Source organism: Ferruginibacter profundus (assembly GCF_054783275.1).
This window is the reverse complement of the sequence record NZ_BAAGQW010000002.1, coordinates 452,783-474,920: the sequence shown is the minus strand read 5'-3', so window position 1 is coordinate 474,920 and position 22,138 is coordinate 452,783. Positions and strand designations below refer to the sequence as shown.

Annotated in this window: 17 protein-coding genes; 8 read left to right on the top strand and 9 right to left on the bottom strand. The window is 39.0% G+C overall.

The genetic code is table 11. The features are described 5' to 3' along the window. The 3 genes from rfaD to purL are packed head-to-tail and all read right to left on the bottom strand — an operon-like array spanning position 1 to position 4,083. Positions 1-981: an ADP-glyceromanno-heptose 6-epimerase gene (rfaD, locus tag ACYVM0_RS12250; RefSeq protein WP_460557428.1), complete on the bottom strand. Its 981-nt coding sequence runs from the start codon at positions 979-981 to the stop codon at positions 1-3. Between the two features lie 5 nt (positions 982-986). Further along, complete coding sequence (locus tag ACYVM0_RS12245; protein ID WP_460557426.1) at positions 987-1,814, bottom strand: porin family protein; 828 nt, start codon at positions 1,812-1,814, stop codon at positions 987-989. Between the two features lie 25 nt (positions 1,815-1,839). Beyond that, complete coding sequence (gene purL / locus ACYVM0_RS12240) at positions 1,840-4,083, bottom strand: phosphoribosylformylglycinamidine synthase subunit PurL (RefSeq protein ID WP_460557424.1); 2,244 nt, start codon at positions 4,081-4,083, stop codon at positions 1,840-1,842. Positions 4,084-4,195: 112 nt separating this feature from the next. Here purL and ACYVM0_RS12235 point away from each other — a divergent pair, with 112 nt between their 5' ends. The 6 genes from ACYVM0_RS12235 (at position 4,196) to ACYVM0_RS12210 (ending at position 11,417) form a co-directional block, all read left to right on the top strand. Next, positions 4,196-5,464: a hypothetical protein gene (locus ACYVM0_RS12235; protein ID WP_460557423.1), complete on the top strand. Its 1,269-nt coding sequence runs from the start codon at positions 4,196-4,198 to the stop codon at positions 5,462-5,464. A 109-nt stretch (positions 5,465-5,573) separates the two neighbouring features. Continuing rightward, positions 5,574-7,769, top strand: coding sequence for a glutamine synthetase III family protein (locus tag ACYVM0_RS12230; protein WP_460557421.1), 2,196 nt, complete (start codon positions 5,574-5,576; stop codon positions 7,767-7,769). A gap of 146 nt (positions 7,770-7,915) precedes the next feature. Continuing rightward, complete coding sequence (locus ACYVM0_RS12225) at positions 7,916-8,323, top strand: hypothetical protein (RefSeq protein WP_460557419.1); 408 nt, start codon at positions 7,916-7,918, stop codon at positions 8,321-8,323. A 126-nt stretch (positions 8,324-8,449) separates the two neighbouring features. Beyond that, positions 8,450-9,526, top strand: a complete 1,077-nt coding sequence (locus ACYVM0_RS12220; RefSeq protein WP_460557417.1) for an Ldh family oxidoreductase — start codon at positions 8,450-8,452, stop codon at positions 9,524-9,526. 112 nt (positions 9,527-9,638) lie between these two features. Then, positions 9,639-10,946 (top strand): aspartate kinase, encoded by a 1,308-nt coding sequence (locus ACYVM0_RS12215; RefSeq protein WP_460557415.1) that lies wholly within the window; start codon positions 9,639-9,641, stop codon positions 10,944-10,946. 18 nt (positions 10,947-10,964) lie between these two features. Next, the gene (locus ACYVM0_RS12210) at positions 10,965-11,417 is read left to right on the top strand and encodes a hypothetical protein (RefSeq protein WP_460557413.1); all 453 of its coding nucleotides are present in this window, start codon (positions 10,965-10,967) and stop codon (positions 11,415-11,417) included. Positions 11,418-11,473: 56 nt separating this feature from the next. Here the strand turns inward: ACYVM0_RS12210 and ACYVM0_RS12205 are convergent, their stop codons facing one another. The 3 genes from ACYVM0_RS12205 to queA form a co-directional block, all read right to left on the bottom strand. Further along, positions 11,474-11,938, bottom strand: a complete 465-nt coding sequence (locus ACYVM0_RS12205) for an Mpo1 family 2-hydroxy fatty acid dioxygenase (RefSeq protein ID WP_460557411.1) — start codon at positions 11,936-11,938, stop codon at positions 11,474-11,476. 171 nt (positions 11,939-12,109) lie between these two features. After that, positions 12,110-12,694, bottom strand: coding sequence for a hypothetical protein (locus ACYVM0_RS12200; protein WP_460557409.1), 585 nt, complete (start codon positions 12,692-12,694; stop codon positions 12,110-12,112). A gap of 96 nt (positions 12,695-12,790) precedes the next feature. Next, a complete protein-coding gene (gene queA, locus ACYVM0_RS12195; protein ID WP_430990493.1) occupies positions 12,791-13,840 on the bottom strand; it encodes a tRNA preQ1(34) S-adenosylmethionine ribosyltransferase-isomerase QueA in 1,050 nt (349 codons plus the stop codon). 301 nt (positions 13,841-14,141) lie between these two features. On the opposite strand from queA, the gene ACYVM0_RS12190 reads away from it, so the two are divergent. Continuing rightward, on the top strand, positions 14,142-17,993 hold the full coding sequence (locus ACYVM0_RS12190) for a TraB/GumN family protein (RefSeq protein WP_460557406.1): 3,852 nt from the start codon (positions 14,142-14,144) through the stop codon (positions 17,991-17,993). On the opposite strand, the gene ACYVM0_RS12185 is transcribed toward ACYVM0_RS12190, so the two are convergent. Both ACYVM0_RS12185 and ACYVM0_RS12180 read right to left on the bottom strand, forming a co-directional pair. Further along, the gene (locus tag ACYVM0_RS12185) at positions 17,990-19,696 is read right to left on the bottom strand and encodes an ABC transporter ATP-binding protein (RefSeq protein WP_460557404.1); all 1,707 of its coding nucleotides are present in this window, start codon (positions 19,694-19,696) and stop codon (positions 17,990-17,992) included. The genes ACYVM0_RS12190 and ACYVM0_RS12185 overlap by 4 nt on opposite strands. Positions 19,697-19,781: 85 nt before the next feature. Further along, positions 19,782-20,552, bottom strand: a complete 771-nt coding sequence (locus tag ACYVM0_RS12180) for an AMP nucleosidase (RefSeq protein WP_460557402.1) — start codon at positions 20,550-20,552, stop codon at positions 19,782-19,784. A 148-nt stretch (positions 20,553-20,700) separates the two neighbouring features. Between ACYVM0_RS12180 and ACYVM0_RS12175 the strand changes: the two genes are divergently transcribed. After that, positions 20,701-21,138, top strand: coding sequence for a type I restriction enzyme HsdR N-terminal domain-containing protein (locus ACYVM0_RS12175; RefSeq protein WP_460557400.1), 438 nt, complete (start codon positions 20,701-20,703; stop codon positions 21,136-21,138). Between the two features lie 51 nt (positions 21,139-21,189). Here ACYVM0_RS12175 and ACYVM0_RS12170 read toward each other — a convergent pair whose 3' ends face one another. Then, positions 21,190-21,936, bottom strand: a complete 747-nt coding sequence (locus ACYVM0_RS12170) for a DUF6089 family protein (RefSeq protein ID WP_460557398.1) — start codon at positions 21,934-21,936, stop codon at positions 21,190-21,192. Between the last annotated feature and the right edge of the window lie 202 nt (positions 21,937-22,138).

The window sequence follows — 22,138 nt, the reverse complement described above, 5'->3', positions numbered from 1 at the left end:
TTAGTAGAATAAATTTTTGTTTAAATAATTCCGCACATAATCATCCACGCCTTTTTCCAGAGAGTAAAATTCATTGGGGTAACCGGCGTTTTTAAGCTTTTCCATTTTTGCTTCAGTAAAATACTGGTATTTATCCCTGATGTCTTCGGGCATATCAATAAACTCAATAACAGGGGCTAAGTCCAGGCCGGCAAACGTTGACTTTACAAGATCATTAAAACTACGGGCATCTCCAGTGCCCAGATTATACAAAGCGGATGCAGGTTTGTTTTGCATTAACCAGAAACAAACGGCTACTACATCTTTTACATAAACAAAGTCACGCAGTTGTTCGCCATCTTCAAATCCATTCTTGTGTGATTTAAATAATTTTACTTTCCCTTTATCTTTTATCTGGTTAAAAGAATGGAATATAACACTGGCCATTCTTGCTTTATGATATTCGTTAGGCCCGTAAACGTTAAAGAATTTCAATCCTGCCCAAAAAGGCGGCAATTCTTTTTGATGCAATACCCATTTATCAAATTCATTTTTGCTGATGCCGTATGGGTTTAAGGGCTGTAATTGTTCTACAATATCATGATTATCATCATAGCCATATTCACCTTCTCCATAAGTGGCAGCGGAAGAAGCATATACCAATGGTATTTTATTGATGGTGCAATAATGCCAGATACTTTGAGAATATTCTACATTTAATTTTTGATGCACACTGTAATCAAATTCAGTAGTATCAGTCCTTGCACCTAAATGAAAAACGAATTCAACAGGTGGCTTTTCTTTTAACAACCATTCAAATAAGTTTTCTCTTTCTACTCTTACTAAATATTTTTTGTGCAGCAGGTTTAATTCTTTTTCATCGTCATCAAATTCATCAACTAAAATTAAATTTTCAAAACCTTGTTGATTTAAATAGCTAACCATACAGCTTCCTATAAAGCCGTAAGCGCCGGTAACAATTATGGTGGAATGGGTGGTCAAAATTATTATAGTTTATAAAGTAATTTTAAGTTTACTGTACGTGTAAGTAATTTACGGGTATTATCCGCATCAATCAAACTGCTCAGGCCATGTACATACTCCAAACCTATACAAAGCTTTTTCGTAGTAGCATAATCAGAACCGATACTCAATCCTGCCGCAACATTCTGATTATTTATAAACGGAGTCTCATTTATCGTGATCTCTCCATCGCTGTTGTCTTTTAATTTCTTTTTAGAAGAATTAATTATAAAAGAAGGCGTAATACCTGTTTCAAACCGCCATTTTTCTTTTTTATAAATGATGCTTATTGGTGTATTCAGGCTGGTGAATGAAAATTTTTCGGGTTGGTTAGTGAAAGACGAAAAATAATTAGCAGCAGTACCAATAAAAATGACTGAGCCTGATCCGGTAGTGCCAAAAAGAGAATCCCTTGGGTTAAATACACTCCCTGCTGAAAAAGGATTGGAAGAGCTGCTTTCTGTACTCCTGGATACACGCAATACAGATAAAGTGATGCCGACAGCAATATCCAAATGCTTATTTATCGGATAGCTCAATTTTCCTCCAAACGTAATACCTCCTGTTAATTTCGATTTATATTTTATGGCATTAGCTGTTTGCTGGTAAGTAGTATACACAGCGGGGGGTAAAAAGACAGGGTTCCCTGCTGAATCAACCATTGGCCTGCCACTACCTGTTACGCTATTGCTGTTTTGCGGACTGGAATTACTTATGCCAGATACACCAACAATTAATTCCCATACAGGCCTGGTTTGTGCCAATCCTTTAAGTGAAAAAGCGAGTAGAAAAACAAGGATGATCTTTTTCATAATAGGGTGTGTTGTGCATTTGGTATTACAGCGAAGATAATGCTGCTTCACTTTCGTGCCCTGCTAATAATTTACCAATTGCATTATCATATTTTTCTTTCCAGTCAGCTACATTGCCCCAGTCTTCTCCATCAATATTTATGGCACCACCGGTAACAGTACCTAAATAAGTTACCGTAATTTCCATTTTTTCTAACAGCATATTAAAATCATTCCTGTTTTCTTTAGACACGGAAACCACGACACGGCTTTGTGCTTCACCAAACCAATACGCATCTTTTCTTATTGAACTGTCAGTGGTAATCACTTTAAAACCTGTATTCCTGTTAAAAGCGCTTTCGATCAATGTTACAAATAAACCACCTTCGCTTACATCATGTGCAGAGTTGATGAGTTTTTTCTCAATCATCTTTTTTATCTCATGTTGCACAGCAAACTCTTCGTCAATATCAAAATATGGTGCGGGAGAAAATTCCACTCCATGTAGTTTGTGCAGGTATTCAGATGAGTTAATATCATTGCGTTGTGTACCCACTAAATAAATTTCATCATCTTCATTTTTAAAATCCATGGTCATTTTATCATCAGGCGAATCCAGTAAACCCACCATGCCAATTGTTGGGGTAGGGTATACGGCACCGTCTGGCCCCTGGTTATAAAAACTAACATTGCCACCGGTGACGGGAGTATCAAATTTTCTGCAGGCTTCACCCATGCCTTTTATAGCATGTACAAATTGATAATACACTTCCGGGTCGTAAGGGTTACCAAAGTTTAAACAGTTGGTAACACCCAATGGTTGCCCGCCGCTGCACACAATATTTCTTGCAGCTTCTGCAACCGCAATCATGGCACCGGTGTAAGGGTCTGCAAAAACATAACGGCTGTTACAATCTGTTGTAAGTGCTAATGCTTTATTAGTTGGTTTTGCAATTACAATAGCGGCATCGCTTGGTGCGTTGGTGCTTGCATTGCCTGCGCCTACCATGCTGTCGTATTGTACATAGATCCATTTTTTGCTGGCAATATTCGGTATCTGTATAATTTGTTCTGCTGTTGCTTTTAAATCTGCAGGAACAACAATAGTAGCTGCATTAAATGCTTTTATTTTTTCAAAATATTTTGGCTCGGTATAAGGCCTGTCGTTTTGCGGAGCACCACCGCCTAACACCAATTCGTATGCAGGTAATGTGGCTTCTAAATTCCCATTCATGTAAAAATTCAGCATGCCATCATCAGTTACTTCACCAATTTCGCTGCAGGGTAAGTCCCATTTTTCAAATACATCTATTACCAATTGTTCTTTTCCTCTTTCGGCAACAAGCAACATTCTTTCCTGGCTCTCGCTCAATAACAATTCCCATGCTTTCATATCTTTCTGGCGGGTAGGCACTTTCTCCAGGTCAATTCTCATTCCGGCTTCGCCCTTGGCGCTCATTTCGCTGGTGCTGCAGATAATTCCTGCGGCGCCCATATCCTGCATACCAACCACTGCGCCGGTATTCATTACTTCCAAACAGGCTTCTAATAATTTTTTTTCCTGGAAGGGATCACCCACCTGCACCGCTGGCAGGTCTTCAGCACTGTCTGCAGTAATATCTGCACTGGCAAAACTTGCCCCTCCAATGCCATCTTTACCGGTAGCGCTACCTACAAAAAAAACAGGATTGCCTTTTACTTTACCTGATGTAGCAGAAATGGTTTCTCCGTTTTTTAAAATGCCCACACTCATGGCGTTTACTAACGGGTTCGTATGGTAGCAGTCTTCAAAATAAACTTCGCCGCCAACTGTTGGTACGCCAAAGCAGTTACCGTAATGGCCAATGCCATGTACCACGCCAGCCAGTAAGTGTTGTGTTTTTGCTTCTTTTAAATTTCCAAAGCGTAAACTATTTAATGAGGCGATGGGCCTTGCACCCATGGTAAAAATATCCCTGTTAATACCACCCACACCTGTTGCCGCACCCTGAAATGGTTCAATTGCAGAAGGGTGATTATGACTTTCAATTTTAAACACCACACCGTAACCATCACCAATGTCCATTAAACCGGCATTTTCTTCTCCGGCCTTTACCAGCATTTTTTTTCCTTCACGTGGTAATGTCTTTAACCATTTAATAGAATTTTTATAACTGCAATGCTCACTCCACATAGCACTGAAAGAACAGAGCTCATTGAAGTTGGGGGTGCGTCCCAGCTTTTGTTTTATCAATTCAAATTCGTCTGCGGTAATTCTTAACTGTTCTGCGGTTTTTACTGTTATTTCCATAAATGTTGTAGAGAAGATGGTTACAAAGCGCAAAGGTAACGCCCTAAAAGTTTATTCGGGTACAAGGATGGCAAATATTTTAACTATCTTCCCACATTGAAAATTAATTGCATTGGAATACATTCTTTTTATTATTTACCTGTTGATATTTTGCTGGCTGCTTACCAAAGTCAGGTTTATAAAAAACTCCGGTCTACCTGATAAATATATATTGTTACTTTTTTTAGCTAAAATTTTTGCCGGCCTGGCTATCGGCTGGATATCAATTCATATCTACAGCACCGGTAATGATTACTGGGATGTAAACCGGGAGGGGTGGAGCGAATACCAGTTATTATGGTCGAATCCTAAGGAATATTTAAGCAATTTATTTACTTCCGGTTACGACAAGGGCTATGGTGGTTTGTTCGATTCCTTTCAATCGTTCTGGAACGACCTGAGGAATAATATTATCATTAAAATGATTTCGCTTTGCGATATTTTCAGCAGGGGTAATTATTATATCAACAGCTTATTTTTCAATTTTGTTGGTTTTTTAGGGCATGTGGCTTTTTACAGAATATTTATTCAGCTTTACAAAAAGCAACAACCGGCTGTTATAGTTTGTTGTTTCCTGCTGCCTTCAATGCTTTACTTTACCTCGGGGGTGCAAAAAGACAATATTGTTTTTACCACGCTGGGCTTTTTATTATATGCGGTGTACCAATCGCTGCAGGAAAATCAATGGACCAGGAAGCGCCTTGCAATTATCGGTATTGCGTTTATCATGTTGTTTTTAATAAGAAGTTACGTGTTAATTAATTTGTTGCCTGCACTTATAATATGGATTCTGGTAGTAAAATATAAATGGCCTTCCTTAAAAAGTTTTATAATCGGTTACATCATCTGTGGCATCCTGTTTTTTAATGTGCATAGTGTTGCCGGTAGTATTGATCCGCCTAAGACAGTAACCAATAAACAAGCTGCCTTTTTTACACTGCCAGTAGCATCAACACAAATTAAACTGGATACCTTGTATCCCAACTTTAAAAGTTTTGTATTTAATGCGCCGCAGGCATTCAACCATCTTTTAATGCGGCCTTACCCAACAGAACTTCCGGCTAAAAGCCTGTTGCCAATAAATATAGAGTTGATCGCTTTCCAGTTATGTTTCATCCTTTTTCTTTTCTTTAAAAGAAAAGCCATTCCGGAAGAAAAAGACCCTTTTTTATTTTTCGGGATCTTTTTTGCTATGACCATGTTCCTGTTTATTGGTTATATAATGCCCAACCTGGGTTCTATTGTACGATATAGAAGTGTGTACCTCCCTTTTTTAATGGCCCCCGTAATATGCCGGATTGACTGGCCAAAACTAATCCGGATTTTTAAAATTAAAAAATAATTGCATATTTCTGTTTTTTCCACAAAACGATATTTTTTATCACATTTCTGATAAAAAAATTGTTTTATAACGATTTTTGACGTTTTTTTGTTGCTCAAAACATATAAATATGCAATCTTTACGCTCCCATGCGCTGGAAAACCTAACCAGCAATCCAGTAGAAGTTAAGGTATCAGGTTCATCAAAAATTACTGCAATTTTTAATGAAAATGTGTTTACTCTTAAAGTAGCCCGTCAGTTTTTAAGTGACGATGCTTACAAAAGCTTAGTAGCTTCAGTAAAAAGTGGTAAAAAAATTGACCGTGCAATGGGCGGCCAGGTGGCTAACGGTGTAAAAGCCTGGGCCGAAAGTAAAGGTGTAACACACTATACGCACTGGTTTCAGCCATTAACAGGTTTATCTGCAGAAAAGCATGATTCCTTCTTTACATTAAAAGGCGATGGTACACCCATTGAAGAATTTGATGGCGGCGCTTTAATTCAGCAGGAGCCGGATGCTTCTTCTTTCCCAAGTGGTGGTTTAAGAGCAACTTTTGAAGCCCGTGGATACACTGCATGGGACCCTTCTTCACCTGCATTTATTATGGAGATCGGCCAGGGCAAAACCTTATGTATCCCTACCATCTTTGTTAGCTACACCGGGGAATCCCTGGATGCTAAAACACCTTTATTAAAAGCATTGGTGGCGCTGGATAAAGCAGCGGTTGATGTTTGCCAGTACTTTGATAAAAATGTAACTAAAGTAAGTCCTACATTAGGTTGGGAACAGGAATATTTTATGATTGATGCCGGTCTTGCAAATGCCCGCCCCGATCTGTTATTAACCGGCCGTACCGTATTTGGTCATGCACCGGCAAAAGGTCAGCAATTGGAAGATCACTATTTCGGAACTATTCCTGAAAGAGTATATGCTTTCATGAGAGATTTTGAAGAAGAAAGTTACAAATTAGGTATTCCTTTACGTACACGTCATAATGAGGTTGCACCTGCCCAGTTTGAATGTGCGCCAATTTATGAAGAAGTGAATATTGCTGTTGATCACAACCTGTTGTTGATGGACATCATGACAAGAGTAGCAAAACGTCATAACTTAAAAGTATTATTGCACGAAAAGCCATTTGCCGGTATCAACGGTAGTGGTAAACACAATAACTGGAGTTTGGCTACTGATACCGGAGTTAACTTATTAGCACCTGGTAAAACGCCAAAAACTAATTTAATGTTCTTAACATTCTTTGTTAACACCATTAAAGCAGTGCATGATTATTCTGATTTATTAAGGGCATCAATTGCCAGTGCAGGAAACGATCACCGTTTGGGTGCTAACGAAGCGCCACCGGCTATTATCTCTGCTTTCATCGGTAAATATTTAACCACAGTTTTAGAACAGGTAGAAACAAGAGTAGGCGGAAAATTTGATGAGCAGGATGAAGCTATGCTGAAACTGGATATTCATAAGAGCATTCCTGAATTAATGCTGGATAATACAGATCGTAACAGAACCTCTCCATTTGCATTCACCGGAAATAAATTTGAATTCCGTGCGGTGGGTTCTGCTGCTAACTGCGCTACCAACATGACAGTATTAAATACTATCGTTGCAGAAACTTTAAAAACCTTTAAAGCTGATGTTGATGCATTAATTGAAAAAGGCGATAAAAAAGAAGTTGCGATAATGCACATCCTGCAGAAATATGTTGTAGAAAGCAAAAAAGTATTGTTTGAAGGTGATGGTTATAGCGAAGCATGGGCCAATGAAGCTGAAAAGCGTGGTTTACCCAATGTAAAAACCACTCCATTAGCATTAGATGCTTATGTAACAGATAAGGCAAAGAAATTATTCGAGAGCAATGATATTTACAATCATGCTGAGCTGGAAGCAAGGCACGAGATTATGCTGGAAGATTATGTAAAGAAAGTACAGATTGAAGCAAGGATCATGGGTGAATTAGCTACCACTTACGTATTGCCTTCTGCAGTTAAATACCAGAATATTCTGATTGAAAATATCAAAGGCTTGAAAGAAGCAGGTTTAAAGGAAGCCGCTTACTCTAACCAATTGCAGGTACTGGAAGCGATCAGTAACCATATCGCTGTAATCAGCGATAACGTGAAAAAAATGATCGAAGAAAGAAAGATAGCTAACGAATTGACCAGCTCAAGGGATAAAGCTATTGCATACTGCGATAAAATTAAAGGGGAGTACTTTGACCTTATCCGTTATCACGTTGATAAACTGGAATTAATGGTAGACGATGCACATTGGGTGTTGCCAAAATACAGGGAAATTCTTTTCTTAAGATAAAATTGCTGGCAAGCAAATCTGTTTCGCCGTTTGGTGGAACGCAATCGTTGTTAACCCCGTCTTATGGACGGGGTTTTCATTTTATTTTTTTATGCCGTTAAACTTCCGGGAACTTTTAGTATCTATACAAAAATAAAAATCAGGCAATGAAAAAAATTATTGGAGTATTGATTTGCAGTTTAATTATTTCTCTGTCGTTTGCACAGGTACAGCGGCAGAAAAAAGCGGCAGATAAATCAGATTCTTCTCTTAATACCACAGCTCAAAAACACGATGCCGGTAAAGACAGAAAAGAAATGATGAAGGACCTGGATCTTACAAAAGAGCAAAAAGGGAAATTAAAAGAAATACGCCAGGCCGGCAAAGCAAAAAAAGAAGCTATTGAAAATGATGAAAAGTTAAATGCTGATGAAAAAAAGGCCAAACTAAAAGACCTGAAAAAGGAACAGGCAAAAAGTACCATGGACATTTTATCAAAGGAGCAGAAACTGAAGTTGCTAAAAATGAGGCAGGAAAAGAAAGGCGGCATGATGGATGAAATGGATAACGAATAATAAAGAGTTTTTACATATAAGGTAGGTTGAGCACAAAGAAGGCCGCTTCATTTTTATGGGGCGGCTTTTATTTTACAGCAGTGGTTATGGTTTTCGCCGCAATAATATTTAAGCTATTTTTGTTTGATGGAAGAAATATACAATTACCGGCAGCTGTATGATTTTTGCACAGCTGTTTTTGTAAAGATAGGATGCAGTACAACAGATGCTGATATTGCTGCAAAAGCGTTGATTGCAGCGGACCTGAGAGGTATCGATAGTCATGGTGTGGCAAGGCTTACAGGCTATGTACGCCTGTGGGAAGTAAAACGTGTAAATGCAAAGCCACAAATAAAGATTACGCATGAAACACCATCTACAGCCGTGGTGGATGGTGATGCAGGTTTAGGGCTGGTAGTGGCACCTTATGCCATGCAGGTAGCTATAGATAAAGCAAAAAATGCAGGTACCGGTTGGGTAAGCGTAAAAAACAGTAATCATTTTGGTATAGCCGGCTATCATGCCATGATGGCTTTGCCCAACGATATGATTGGTATTGCCATGACGAATGCCAGTGCATTGGTAGCGCCTACTTTTTCTGTAGAGAGAATGCTGGGTACTAATCCCATTGCAGTGGCAATACCGGCAGGTACTGAGCCTGCATTTGTTGCAGACTTTGCCACTACCACGGCTGCCAATGGAAAATTAGAGATCTTGCAAAGAAAAAATGCAGATGCTCCCACAGGGTGGATACAAACAAAAGATGGCCAGTCAAGCACCAATGCCAACGAATTGAAAAACGGCGGCTCATTATTACCGTTAGGTGGCGACAGGGAGCACAGCAGCCACAAAGGCTATGCACTTGGCGCTATTGTAGATATTTTTTCAGCCGTGCTGAGTGGCGCTAATTACGGTCCCTGGGTGCCACCTTTCCCTGCTTATGTGCCCATGCCGGAAAATATGCCGGGTGAGGGTATCGGGCATTTTTTTGGAGCCATGCGTATTGATGCCTTTAGAACCGCCGATGAGTTTAAGCAGCATATGGACAACTGGATACTGCGGTTCCGTAGCGCAAAAACCACAGAGGGGGAAGATAAAGTGATTATACCCGGCGACCCCGAAAGGGAAATGGAGGCCGAACGCAGTCTGAATGGCATTCCGCTGGTAAGAACTGTAGTGGAAGACCTTAAAGCGCTGGCCGCAAAGCTGGAAATACCTTTTTGATAATTGCATTTGGAATAGCCCTTTACATAAAATACTTTTGCAAAAATTTAAAAATCATTTATTAATTAAAAATTTGCCGTAATTACGGCATCGGGGGGGGATTATGAAAATAATGAAATTTGGCGGCACCAGCGTTGGTAAGCCGGAAAGAATGCACCAGGTATCGCAACTGATAACTGCAGATGATGAAAGCAAGATCGTGGTACTGTCGGCTTTAAGTGGCACTACAAACAGTTTGGTAGACATCAGTAATGCAATGGCAACCGGGAATAAGTCGGATGCAAAGCAATTGATTGAAAAGCTGGAAAATCATTATAAAGATTTTGTACAACAACTTTTAAAAACAGAGGCTGGTTTAGAGGCAGCCGGTAAAGTATTACAGGAGCATTTTGAATTCTTATATATCATTTTAAGGATTTCTTTCAGTGAAGCATTGAATAAAGACATACTGGCGCAGGGCGAATTACTAAGCACAAAATTATTTTCCATTTATTTAACCGAAAATAAAATTGACCACGCTTTATTGCCTGCACTGGAGTTTATGACCATTGATGCGTATGACGAACCGCAGGTGGGTGCTATAAAAGTTAAGCTGGCGCAATTGCTTAAACAAAGCGATAAAAAAATATTTATCACACAAGGGTATATCTGCCGCAATGCAAAAGGAGAAGTGGATAATTTAAAACGTGGCGGCAGTGATTACAGTGCTTCCTTAATTGCAGCAGCTATCAACGCCAGTGTTTGCGAAATATGGACGGATATTGATGGTATGCATAACAACGACCCCAGAATTGTAAATAAAACTTTTGCCATTGAGCAATTGAGTTTTGAAGAAGCTGCAGAGCTGGCTTATTTTGGAGCCAAAATTTTGCACCCTGCAAGTATCTGGCCGGCGCAGTATTACAATGTACCGGTTAAGTTATTAAATACTATGGAGCCATCTGCAAAAGGTACATTGATTGCAGAAAAAGCGGGTAGTGTGGGTGTAAAAGCTGTTGCTGCAAAAGACGGTATTACTGCAATAAGAGTAAAGAGCAGCCGCATGTTACTGGCTTATGGTTTTTTACGTAAAGTATTTGAAGTGTTTGAAAAATACCGCACTTCCATTGATATGATCACTACTTCTGAGGTAGCCGTTTCCGTTACTATTGACAACGACGTTAACCTGCCTGATATTATTAAAGAACTGGAACCATTTGGTACAGTTGAAATTGATACCAACCATACCATTGTTTCAATAGTAGGTAACGAAATTGCCGAAACAAAAGATGTAATGAAAAAATTGTTTGATGCCATTGAGCCGATACCGGTACGTATGGTAAGTTATGGCGGCAGCAAACACAATGTTTCTTTATTGATAGCAAGAAATTATAAAGAACAAACCCTGCAATTGCTGAATACCGGTTTATTTGGGTTGTAATAATTAAAAAAGAAATACATGTCAGAATTGTTTGGAAGAATTGTACTGGAGAGAAAAAGTGAGTTTTTGAACCGCCTTAAAGGCTACGGTGTGGAAATTAATGGGGCCATGCAGGAGAAAAAAATCACCAATGGTTCTAGTGAGGAGTATGAAGTGCCCGGCGGCGCTAATGTAATTACTTGCAAAGTAAACTGGTGCAGCTCCATGCCTTTAACTGTAGATATAAAACCGGGCGAAACAGTATATTTAAAAGTAGCGTCAGGCATGAAATACTTTTGGGCCGTATATGGCGTTTTTCTTGTTGCCTTACTAGGCCGCTTATTCCTGAGAGAAAAAATGACACCGGAAATGAATATGGCCGCCCTGGCAATATTTCTTGTTGTGATTATATACTTTGGTTATTACTTGACCCTTGGCCGGAAACATTACCTGAAAGTGGAGCAGGATGTGAATAATATTTTTGCAAAATAAATTGTACCAAACATTAATACAGGCAGTCAATCCTTAAAAAGTTGACTGCTTTTTATTTATAAGCCTATACCTAATTTTTTATAGATAAAACTCATCAACCAGGCAGGGCCTATCATTAAAAATTGCAGGTCTTTTAAAAAAGAAGGTTTTTTGCCTTCTACTTTATGGCCATAAAATTGTCCTATCCAGGCTACTACAAAAGCAATAACGCAAAAGAGCCAAAGGGGCATAAAATGAGCTTGCTCAATAATATGGCATATCCAGCCACAAAAAATGCCAAATGCGGTCATACCAATCCAAAGCGTTCGTGATAAAGAAAAATAATAGGCTATGGTGAGGAGTAATACTATCATTGCAACATTAAGCGTATGGCCTGCGATTACCCATGGTAGTTTTATGCTATACAGCAGTCCCAGAACAGAAAAGAAGATGGTGGGAACGCAGATCCAATGTATGGTTTTATTGGTTTCATTTTGATGGCTTTCACCATACTCGGCAAGCCATTCCTGGATTGATTTCATATCAGCCGTTTTACGTTACTTAAAAATAAATAAAACTATTAACAAATCGTTTACAACTTTTTGTGCACTTTGAACGTCTTATGTATGGTTTTTCATAGGATATTGGATTTAAAACGGGGCTGGATTTTTATCCTGGCCCTTTTTTATTTTTAGCACGTAAAAAATCAGCTATCAGAAACCCTTAATAACCAGTTTTAATTTTTTCTGCAAAGCAAAATCTGATACCCCCTTTAAAAGCCTGAACAATCCGTAAAAGATAGCGCCGTAAGGTAAAAACATCACTGTGCCGCCTGAAAAGCGATTGGCTAAAATTGCAACCCCAACTCCAGCCACGGTTATAAGAAACCCATAAAAGACATCAGCCCGGATCATATCAAGTTTGTCTTTACTCTGTTGTTTTACTTCTTTTATCAAAGAAATGGTAATTCCGGGTTCAATGCCGGATTTTTTAAAATCATGTACAATTGCGGCATCGGTTTTTCCAGCCCCTTTTGCAGTGCTGATAATTTTAAATAAATCAATTAATTCCCCTGTTGTTTTGGTAAGCTTAAAATTGTTGTACTCTTTTTGTTGTAGTTCTTCCATTTCGGCGGCTGCTCTCAACTCCTCAATATTGATGTTGCGCTTTGCCAGTTCTTCTTTAGCAACCGCCATTGCTTCATGTGTTAACTGGTCACTCTCATGTAGTACTTTATAAATTATTTGTTGATCAGTTAAGTCGGCGTACAAGTGTTGTAATAAAGAATTTCCCGGCAAAATATATTGTTTTAAAATGTAACGTAAGTACAAATATAGAAGGTATAAAAAAACTCCCCAATAAATTGAGGAGTCTGTAAAATCATATAGCTGTAATTAGATGATCAGCATCGCATCTCCATAACTGAAGAAACGGTATTTATCTTTGATTGCTTTTTTATACGCTTCCATCATTAAATCGTACCCTGCAAATGCACAAGCCATAATTAATAAGCTTGTTTTTGGTAAATGAAAATTGGTTACCAATGCATCGGCAATATTAAAATTGTAAGGCGGATGAATAAAATGATTCGTCCAGCCTTCAGATGGTTTCAATAATTTTTGTGCCGTAAACGAACTCTCCATTGAACGCATGGTGGTGGTACCGATAGAGCAAATACGGTGACCGGTTTCTTTTGCCTTATTCACAATATCGCAGGCTGTTTGTTCTACCCTGTAATATTCAGCATCCATTTTATGTTTACTTAAATCTTCCACTTCAATAGGGCGGAAAGTGCCAAGGCCGGTATGCAAAGTGGTTTCTGCAAAACGGATACCTTTAATTTCCAGGCGCTTGATTAATTCTTTACTAAAGTGCAAGCCTGCAGTGGGTGCAGCAACGGCGCCTTCATGTTTTGCATAAACTGTCTGGTAACGTTCTTTATCTTCTTCTTCCGGCTTACGTTTAATGTATTTTGGCAATGGTGTTTCACCTAAAATTTCCAGCATGCCCCTGAATTCCTCATCGGTGCCATCCCATAAAAAACGGATGGTACGGCCACGGCTGGTGGTATTGTCAATTACTTCGGCTACCAGTTCATCACTTTCTCCAAAATATAATTTGTTGCCCACACGTATCTTACGGGCAGGGTCCACAATTACATCCCATAATTTGTTGGGCTTATTCAGTTCTCTCAATAAAAACACTTCAATTTTAGCACCTGTTTTTTCTTTGCGGCCATACATACGGGCAGGAAAAACCTTGGTGTTGTTAACCACAAACACATCTTTATCATCAAAATAATCAATGATCTCTTTAAAATGTTTGTTTTCAATATTGCCGGTCTTGCGGTCAATCACCATCATACGGCTGTCCTCACGTTTTTTAGTGGGGTTTTGTGCAATTAAATTCAGTGGAAGATCGAAACGGAACTGGGATAATTTCATGTAACTAATTTTTTAAAAGGTTACATGCCGTGTACAGAGAAGCTTTAAAGACTAGCCTTTCAGGAGGCACTTATCATGTTACGGCATGATTTTGAAGGCGCAAAGATAAGGCATTTTTGCGGAGGAAAGTTACCGATATTGGAAAATGTTAATTAGTTGGGCATACTAAAAGGGCAGATATTGGATTTTATTACCAATTGACAGCATTTGTTAGCAGTTTGCCAATTGAAAGGCCGGTAATTGTGGAATCATGCGGCTGATATGATCTTTGTATTATCTTTATTACACAATCAAGAGATACATGAAACTAATAGCAACCCTTTTGCTGTTTTCTTTTTCCGTACTATCAGCAAACAGTCAGCCAGCAAAAAAAGCCGAAAAAAAGTACCAGGGTCTTTTATGGGAGATCAGTGGTAACGGATTGGCAAAACCCAGCTACCTTTTTGGTACCATGCATGTGAGTAATAAACTGGCCTTTCACCTGGCCGACTCTTTTTACAATGCTATTAAAAGTGTGGATGTGGTAGCGCTGGAAACCAACCCCGCCAACTGGCAGGATGATTACAGCAAGCCCAATATATTCGACTCCCGTTCGGGTGATATTGCCGGTTATGCATACAAAGCCTTACAAATCCCTAACGATTACATTCATAAAAACACTTTTGCGATTGATAAATACGAAAGCAATGTAAAACTTGCCATGGCTACAGAGCCGGCCATGATCAACGGAATGCTGTACCGCACTTACAACCAGGGCGCCGATTTTGAAGAGGACACTTACCTGGATATGTATATTTTTCAAACGGGAAGTAAGTTAGGGAAGAAGATGACCGGTGTAGAGAATTTTGAAGAGAGTGAAAAGTTAGTAGCACAGGCATACAAAGATGCCGCCAAAGAAAAACGTAATAAAAATTACGAACCTGACTACAGCTATGACGATTATATAAAAAGCCCTTATTCTATTGAAGATGCTTACCGTAAAGGTGACCTGGATATGCTGGATAGCCTGGAGGGTAAACAATTTACCAGTAAGGCTTTTTTAGAAAAATTTTTATACAAACGAAATGAGATACAAGCCAACTCTATTGACTCCATTATAAAAAGTAAAACAAGTTTGTTTGTTGGCGTGGGCAGTGCCCATTTACCTGGTAGGCGTGGTGTTATTGAAATGCTGCGAAGCAAAGGGTATACATTACGGGCAGTAAAAATGGGAGAGCGTGACGGGCAGCAAAAAGATGCCATTGATAAAATAAGGGTGCCGGTAAATTTTAAAACCATTGAATCGGAGGATAAAGTTTTTTCAGTGGAAATACCGGGAGAAAAATTTTACAGCTTCAGCAGGTTAAGCGATTTAAATATTAAGCAATATGCCGACATGGGTAATGGAGCTTATTATGTAGTTAGCCGTATTAAAACAAACGGGTTGCTTTTAGGTGAGAATGAAACCACGGTGTATAAAAAAGTGGATAGCCTGCTGTATGAAAATATTCCCGGCAAGATATTGAAGAAATCGGCCATCACAAAAAGCGGGTACAAAGGTTTTGATGTTACCAACAGAACAAGGCGGGGAGATATTCAACGCTACAATATTATAGTTACGCCATTTGAAATTTTATTTTTTAAGATCAGTGGTATCGGCGATTATGTATTGGAAGGAGCGGAAGCCAATCGTTTTTTCAATTCTATAAACATTGCACAGAATGCAGCTACCAATTGGGTGAATTTTTCTCCGGCTACCGGCGGCTTCCAAATAACAATGCCACATATGCCAATACTGCAAAAAGATTTTGAGGGCGACCGCCTGGAATATACTGCCACAGACGCCAAAGAAAATATCACTTATACTTTAATGAAGGCCAACCTGCATAACTATGGTTTTATTGAAGAAGATACTTTTGATCTGAACCTGATGGACGAAAGCTTTGCTTCCAGCGATGTTATTGAAAAACAGGTGAGCAGGCAACAAGGTAAATGGCAGGGATACCCGACATTGGATTGTAAATACAGGCATAAGGACGGCAGCTTTACCTGGGCAAGGTATTTATTGCAGGGGCCGAATTATTATGCACAACTGGCACATTATACCACCGAAACAAAAAATGTAAAACAGTATTTTGATGCTTTTAAAATAACGCCCTTTATCTACCCTGAAGTAAAGCTACGGGTTGATACCGCTATGCATTTTACGGTGCAGTCGCCGCTCTTTCCTGATATGAAGAAGCAAAATGAACTGATGGAAAACCTGCGGAACATGATGGACGGATATGGTTATGGGGACAACGACGAGAGTGCTATTCCGGAGTTTGGTGTAAAACTGATAGGCAATGATACCATCGGTGAAAAGATATTTGTAGCCTGGGCAAAATCACCCAAAAACACTTACATAAAAGATTCTACAAAACTCTTCAGTAACAGCGATTATAGTTTTTCGGGTAGCGACAGCAAAGATCAGTCTTACCTGTATTTAAAAAAGGATAGCGGTATTACGGCCAATGGCATGAGGTACCTGTTTCAACAGGTTACTGATACCAACAGCAGCCGTACACTTATTTCAAAAGCGTATTATAAATCCGGCAATTATTTTATGCTGATGGCAATGACTGATACACTAACGCCAAGGAGTAGCCTGTTATCTAATTTTATACAAACTTTTACACCTTCTGACACAGTTAAAGGCGAATCTCCTTTTGTAAAACGCAACGGCGAATTTTTTAAAGACTTTGCCAGTAAAGACAGTGCCACACATGCCAAAGCTATGAAGCGGTTAAAAACAATCGACTTTGATTCTGCCGATGTACCTGCGCTTAAAAAAATAATTGATACGCTGAGTTGGAAAACAAAAGGGTACTTACAACTAAAGCAAACTTTTATCGGACGCCTGGATGAAACCAAAGACAGCAGTTTAGTCGATTATTTAAAACAATTGTATGTTGCCGCAAAGGATACCGCAGATCTGCAGAACAGCGTATTACAGGCCTTGCTGGGTATACAAACCAAAAGTTCATTTACTGCTTTTAAAGATGTGATAGTAATGGAACCGCCGGTGGTTACGTCGGGCAACGGGTCTGATGATTATAATTACACCAGTGTGATTTCCCGGACGGGAAGGTATACAAAGAAGTTTCCTTCACCCAGGAGATATTATGATTACAAAGGGGGGTGGAGCCAGCTGTATGATACGATCTCATTAGCTAAAGTGGTTTTTCCTGACATATTACAACTGATCAATCTTGATGATTATAAGAGCACCGTAATGGAATTGCTCACCACAATGGTGGATAGCGGTTATGTAAGTGCCAGGGATTATGAATTGTACTTCTCAAAATTTTATGTTGAAGCGAAACAGGAGCTTAAAAAAGAAAGGGCAAACGAAAGCCAGAAAGCTATTGCCAAAGCAGAAAAAGTGAATAAAGCAGATAGTGATGATGAGGTTAATGCTTACAATCGCAAAGGAGATGGCGATTCAGGGAATGAACTGTTGCAGAGTTATAGTGTGTTGTTGTTGCCCTACTGGGATAAAAATCCCGGTGTACCCACTTTCTTTGAAGATATCATGAAACTGAAAAATAAACAGATCAGGTTTAATACCATGCTGTTGTTATTGCGAAATAAAAAACCGGTACCGGATTCTTTGCTGAATTTTTATGCCGGAGAAGAAGAGTATCGTGTGGATCTGTACCGGAGCCTTAAAAGGGCAAAACTGCTGGATAAATTTCCTGCCAGGTATAATAATCAATCCGACCTGGTTAAAAGCGCTATCATGAATTCGTCTTCTTATGATACCCTTGCTTTACTGGAAAAAATGCCGGTGACCTACAAAAATAAAAAAGGCTTTGTGTACTTCTTCAAGTATAAAAATAAAAAGGAGGAGAAAAAATGGAAGATACTTTCTTACGGCATGCAACCGGAGAATGCAAAGGAGTTTGATGATGATAATGATGATTTTACTTCGGAAACATCTTATAGCTATAACAGGAGTGTGGATGACAAATTGGATGAGACCAAACCAGTTAAAGAACAGTTACAAAAATTAATGAAGACGATGTTGTATAAAATGCACAGTAGTGCAGCACAGTTCTATAATGGAAGAGATGATGATTCTTACAACGATGTACTTACAGAAAAGATAAAGACAAACCGGTATGGCGATTAAGCAATTAATTGCCTGCCCGGTATGGCTTCAATTAATTTTTGAGTATACTCATTTTGCGGATGGTGATAAATCTGTTCCGCATCGCCCTGCTCCACAATTTTGCCTTTGTGCATTACTAAAATCCTGTCGCTTACATATCTTACAACAGACAGATCATGTGATATAAATATAGAAGTAAAATTGAATTCCCTTTTAAGGTCATTGAGTAAATTCAGTACCTGCGCCTGCACACTTACGTCCAATGCAGAAACACTTTCATCAAAAATTAAAAAAGAAGGGTTTAATGCCAGCGCACGGGCTATACAAATGCGTTGACGTTGCCCGCCGCTGAATTGGTGCGGATAGCGATTGAAATGTTCAGGTAATAAACTTACTTTTTCCAATAACTCTATCACTTTTTCCCTGCGCTGTAAATTGTTATCTAAAACCTTGTGCACTGCTAAAGGTTCCAGTATTGCATCTCCGATTGTGATACGTGGGTTTAACGAACCATATGGGTCCTGGAAAACGATCTGGAGGTCTTTACGCATATTACGCAATGCCGATTTTTTTATCTGCGTAATATCTTTTCCTTCTAAATAAATTTTACCATCTGTTGGTTGTATCAATTGTAAAATTGTTCTGCCCAAAGTTGTTTTGCCGCAACCGCTTTCCCCTACAAGCCCGAGTGTTTCTCCCTGCATTACTTTAAAACTAACATCGTCAACTGCTTTAAAATATTGTGAAGCTTTGCCAAATATTTTTTTTGAAGCGGGAAAATATACTTTTAGATTTTCAACCTGCAAAACGGTTGCTTGCTGATCACTGATGGTTGCCGGCGTTATACTTTGTACTGTTGTAGTAATAAGTTTTTCACTTTCTCCTTCAATAAAATCACTTACCACCGGCAATCGTTCTCCTTTAGGTTTTCCTGCAGGCCGGCAAGCCAGTAATGCCTTTGTATAAGGATGTTGTGGCGATTGTAATACTTCTTTGGTAATGCCTTGCTCCACAATCTCTCCTTTATACATTACTATCACTTTATCCGCAATATCTGCAACAACACCCAGGTCGTGTGTAATTAAAATAACACTCATGCGGTTTTGATGTTGTAATTCTTTTATCAGTTCCAGTATTGTTTTTTGTACGGTTACATCAAGTGCAGTGGTAGGTTCATCGGCAATTAATAAAGCGGGGTCGCAACTAATGGCCATGGCAATCATCACCCTTTGCTTTTGCCCGCCACTTAATTCATGCGGATAGCGATGCATAATATTTTCCGGGTCGGGTAATTTTACTTTTTCAAAAAGTGCAATGGTTTTTTGCCTTGCCGTTTTTGCATTTACGTTTTGATGCAGTTGTATAGCCTCCATCACTTGTTTACCACAGGTAAAAACAGGATTCAATGAAGTCATTGGCTCCTGGAAGATCATCGCAATTTTTTTGCCTCTTATCCTATTGATGTCGGTTGCAGTTAATTTTACCAGGTCTGCAGGAGGCTTGTCTTTCCTGAAAAATAAAGTCTTGCCACTAACACTACTTTGTGCAGGTAATAATTGTAATAAGGATAATGCGGTTACAGATTTTCCTGATCCGCTTTCGCCAACAATGGCTACCAGTTCTCCCTTTTTTATATCTATGGAACTGTTTTTTACCGCAATAGTTTTTTTGCCTTCATTGCTGAATTGTATGGAAAGGTTTTGTATAGAAAGGAGCGATGGCAATGGCTTGATTCGTGAGTGGTGAAACGTGAGTGAAGAGTCGTCAACCTGAAAGCAGTATTCACGATCGACGACTCACAACTGACGATTAAAATTTCAAATGTCTTACAGTTAAACCGTTATTAATTAATTGTTTTAAAGAATCGATACCGATTTTTAAATGGCGTTCTACAAACGCCGCCGTAACATTTTTATCACTGGCTTCTGTTTTTACTCCTTCGGGAACCATCGGCTGATCGCTAACCAGTAACAATGCACCGGTTGGGATGTGGTTATAGAAACCAACAGAAAAAATAGTGGCTGTTTCCATATCAATGGCATAAGCTTTTACTTTTTGCAGGTACAGTTTAAATTCTTCATCATGCTCCCAAACCCTGCGGTTGGTAGTATATACAGTGCCGGTCCAGTAATCGGTTTCATAATCTCTTATCGTAGTTGATATCGCTTTCTGCAAACTAAAGGAAGGCAGTGCCGGAACAATAGGAGGAAAGTAATCATTGCTCGTTCCTTCGCCTCTCATGGCGGCAATAGGTAAAATCAGGTCGCCGATACTATGGCGTTTTTTTAAACCGCCGCATTTGCCTAAAAACAAAACCGCTTCGGGTTGTATAGCACTTAACAGATCCATCACAGTTGCAGCACCCGGGCTTCCCATACCAAAATTAATAATGGTAATATTATTGGCGGTGGCACATTGCATCGGCCGGTCCCGTCCGATTACTTTTACATTATTCCATGCAGCAAACATGTCTACATAATTACTGAAATTGGTCAATAAAATATATTTACCAAAGTTCTCTAAAGCTTCGCCGGTATATCTCGGCAGCCAGTTGTTTACAATTTCTTCTTTTGACTTCATATTTTTCTTTGATTTTTTAGGACTGGCTGAATTTTATTTATTGAACATGGTTATGCAATTGTGTGGCTCACTTGAACGTCATACCTTTGCTTAATAATACTTTCAGGCAGTTACATTTTTTAAAATTACAAAATTCCCTTCAGGTACGATGATAAAAATTGATTACCCGCCCTATCAGCCTAAAATTAAAAAGGAAGATAGCAGGGAAATTATCTTTGATGAGGTAAGAAAAAAATGGGTAGTGCTTACCCCCGAAGAATGGGTGCGGCAGAATTTTTTGCAATACCTGGTAAAAGTAAAAAAATATGCGGCTTCTTTAATTGCAGTGGAGAAGGAGATTAAACTGGGTGATCTTAAAAAGCGTTTTGATATTGTGGTGTATGATGCTGCATCAAAACCATGGATGATTATAGAGTGTAAAGAAATGAATGTGGATTTGAATAAACAAGTGTTAGACCAGGTGTTACGGTATAACATAACCATGCAGGTGCCGTACCTGGTGATCACCAACGGCAGCTACTGCATGGCTTTTCAATGTATACATAATGAACTGAATGAGTTAATGGAATTGCCTGTGAAAATTTAATAAAGCCTCCGCCATACCTTCCACAAAAATCATAAACCTAAAATCACAAATCTAAAATCTTTTAGGGCAACCTAATGTTTTATCCTTTTTATTAAATGAATAGATGATGCCAACACTGTGGCTTAAATAATGGTCGTTTTTATTGGGATTGGCAGATTTGCTAAAGCCATCTAAATAATCAGTAAAGCTTAAACGGTAACTGGTTTCACCAATTAAAGAAAAATGATCATTCAATCCATAGCGCACGCCAGCACCTACGGGTACAACCGGTAAGATACGGGGCAAAGATTTTGCTGCATCTGTGGCTAATCCATTCTGAACATCTGATCCTTCACCAAATACGGTAGTATTAATATTACTCCAGTCTCTTTTTATTTTTACAAATGAAAAACCTGCACCTGCAAAAAGATAAGGAGAAAAGCGTGGTGTCCTGGCCTGTAAAAAACTCCATACACCCTGCAATGAAAGTTCCGTTACCGGTGTGGAGAAATTAAAATTTCTTTGCTGCCTCCAATCAGGGTTTGAATATTTTGCATCATTACCATAGAGTTTACCCCTGTTAAGATTTAAACGAACAGAAAACGCAGGGCTGATGATGCGGTAAATATGCAAAGCCAGTTGCGGCTTCATTGTTTTGTATGACCCTAATTGTTGTGGCGTAAGATCTCCCTGGTAAACAAATACACCGCCACTAAGGCCCACTTCATATTTTGAAAGGTCTATTTGTGCTTGCAGCAAAATGCTGTGGCCCGCTATCAATACAACGGCAAGAATAGTTTTTTTTAATACAGACTTCATTGGATTTACATTTAGTGGTGATAAAAAAGTCAATGTAAAAGTCTGTATGCCGATAGAAAGAATTTAGTGGTTGATTATTATTAATGTAACAGCAGAAATCAAAAATTAGTATTACAATTATGCTGCTACACTGTTAAACAAAAGTGAAGATGTGTAAATGTTTTTTTGTTTTTCTTATTGCAAATTTGTTGCCACGAATTAC

Bases quoted from the DNA above. Each gene is read 5' to 3' on its own strand.
- purL (WP_460557424.1), bottom strand. From the start codon at position 4,083: ATGGAAATAACAGTAAAAACCGCAGAACAGTTAAGAATTACCGCAGAC.
- ACYVM0_RS12220 (WP_460557417.1), top strand. From the start codon at position 8,450: ATGGAAGAAATATACAATTACCGGCAGCTGTATGATTTTTGCACAGCT.
- ACYVM0_RS12180 (WP_460557402.1), bottom strand. From the start codon at position 20,552: ATGAAGTCAAAAGAAGAAATTGTAAACAACTGGCTGCCGAGATATACC.
- ACYVM0_RS12230 (WP_460557421.1), top strand. From the start codon at position 5,574: ATGCAATCTTTACGCTCCCATGCGCTGGAAAACCTAACCAGCAATCCA.
- ACYVM0_RS12190 (WP_460557406.1), top strand. From the start codon at position 14,142: ATGAAACTAATAGCAACCCTTTTGCTGTTTTCTTTTTCCGTACTATCA.
- queA (WP_430990493.1), bottom strand. From the start codon at position 13,840: ATGAAATTATCCCAGTTCCGTTTCGATCTTCCACTGAATTTAATTGCA.
- ACYVM0_RS12170 (WP_460557398.1), bottom strand. From the start codon at position 21,936: ATGAAGTCTGTATTAAAAAAAACTATTCTTGCCGTTGTATTGATAGCG.
- ACYVM0_RS12205 (WP_460557411.1), bottom strand. From the start codon at position 11,938: ATGAAATCAATCCAGGAATGGCTTGCCGAGTATGGTGAAAGCCATCAA.
- ACYVM0_RS12245 (WP_460557426.1), bottom strand. From the start codon at position 1,814: ATGAAAAAGATCATCCTTGTTTTTCTACTCGCTTTTTCACTTAAAGGA.
- ACYVM0_RS12225 (WP_460557419.1), top strand. From the start codon at position 7,916: ATGAAAAAAATTATTGGAGTATTGATTTGCAGTTTAATTATTTCTCTG.
- ACYVM0_RS12210 (WP_460557413.1), top strand. From the start codon at position 10,965: ATGTCAGAATTGTTTGGAAGAATTGTACTGGAGAGAAAAAGTGAGTTT.
- ACYVM0_RS12215 (WP_460557415.1), top strand. From the start codon at position 9,639: ATGAAATTTGGCGGCACCAGCGTTGGTAAGCCGGAAAGAATGCACCAG.
- ACYVM0_RS12175 (WP_460557400.1), top strand. From the start codon at position 20,701: ATGATAAAAATTGATTACCCGCCCTATCAGCCTAAAATTAAAAAGGAA.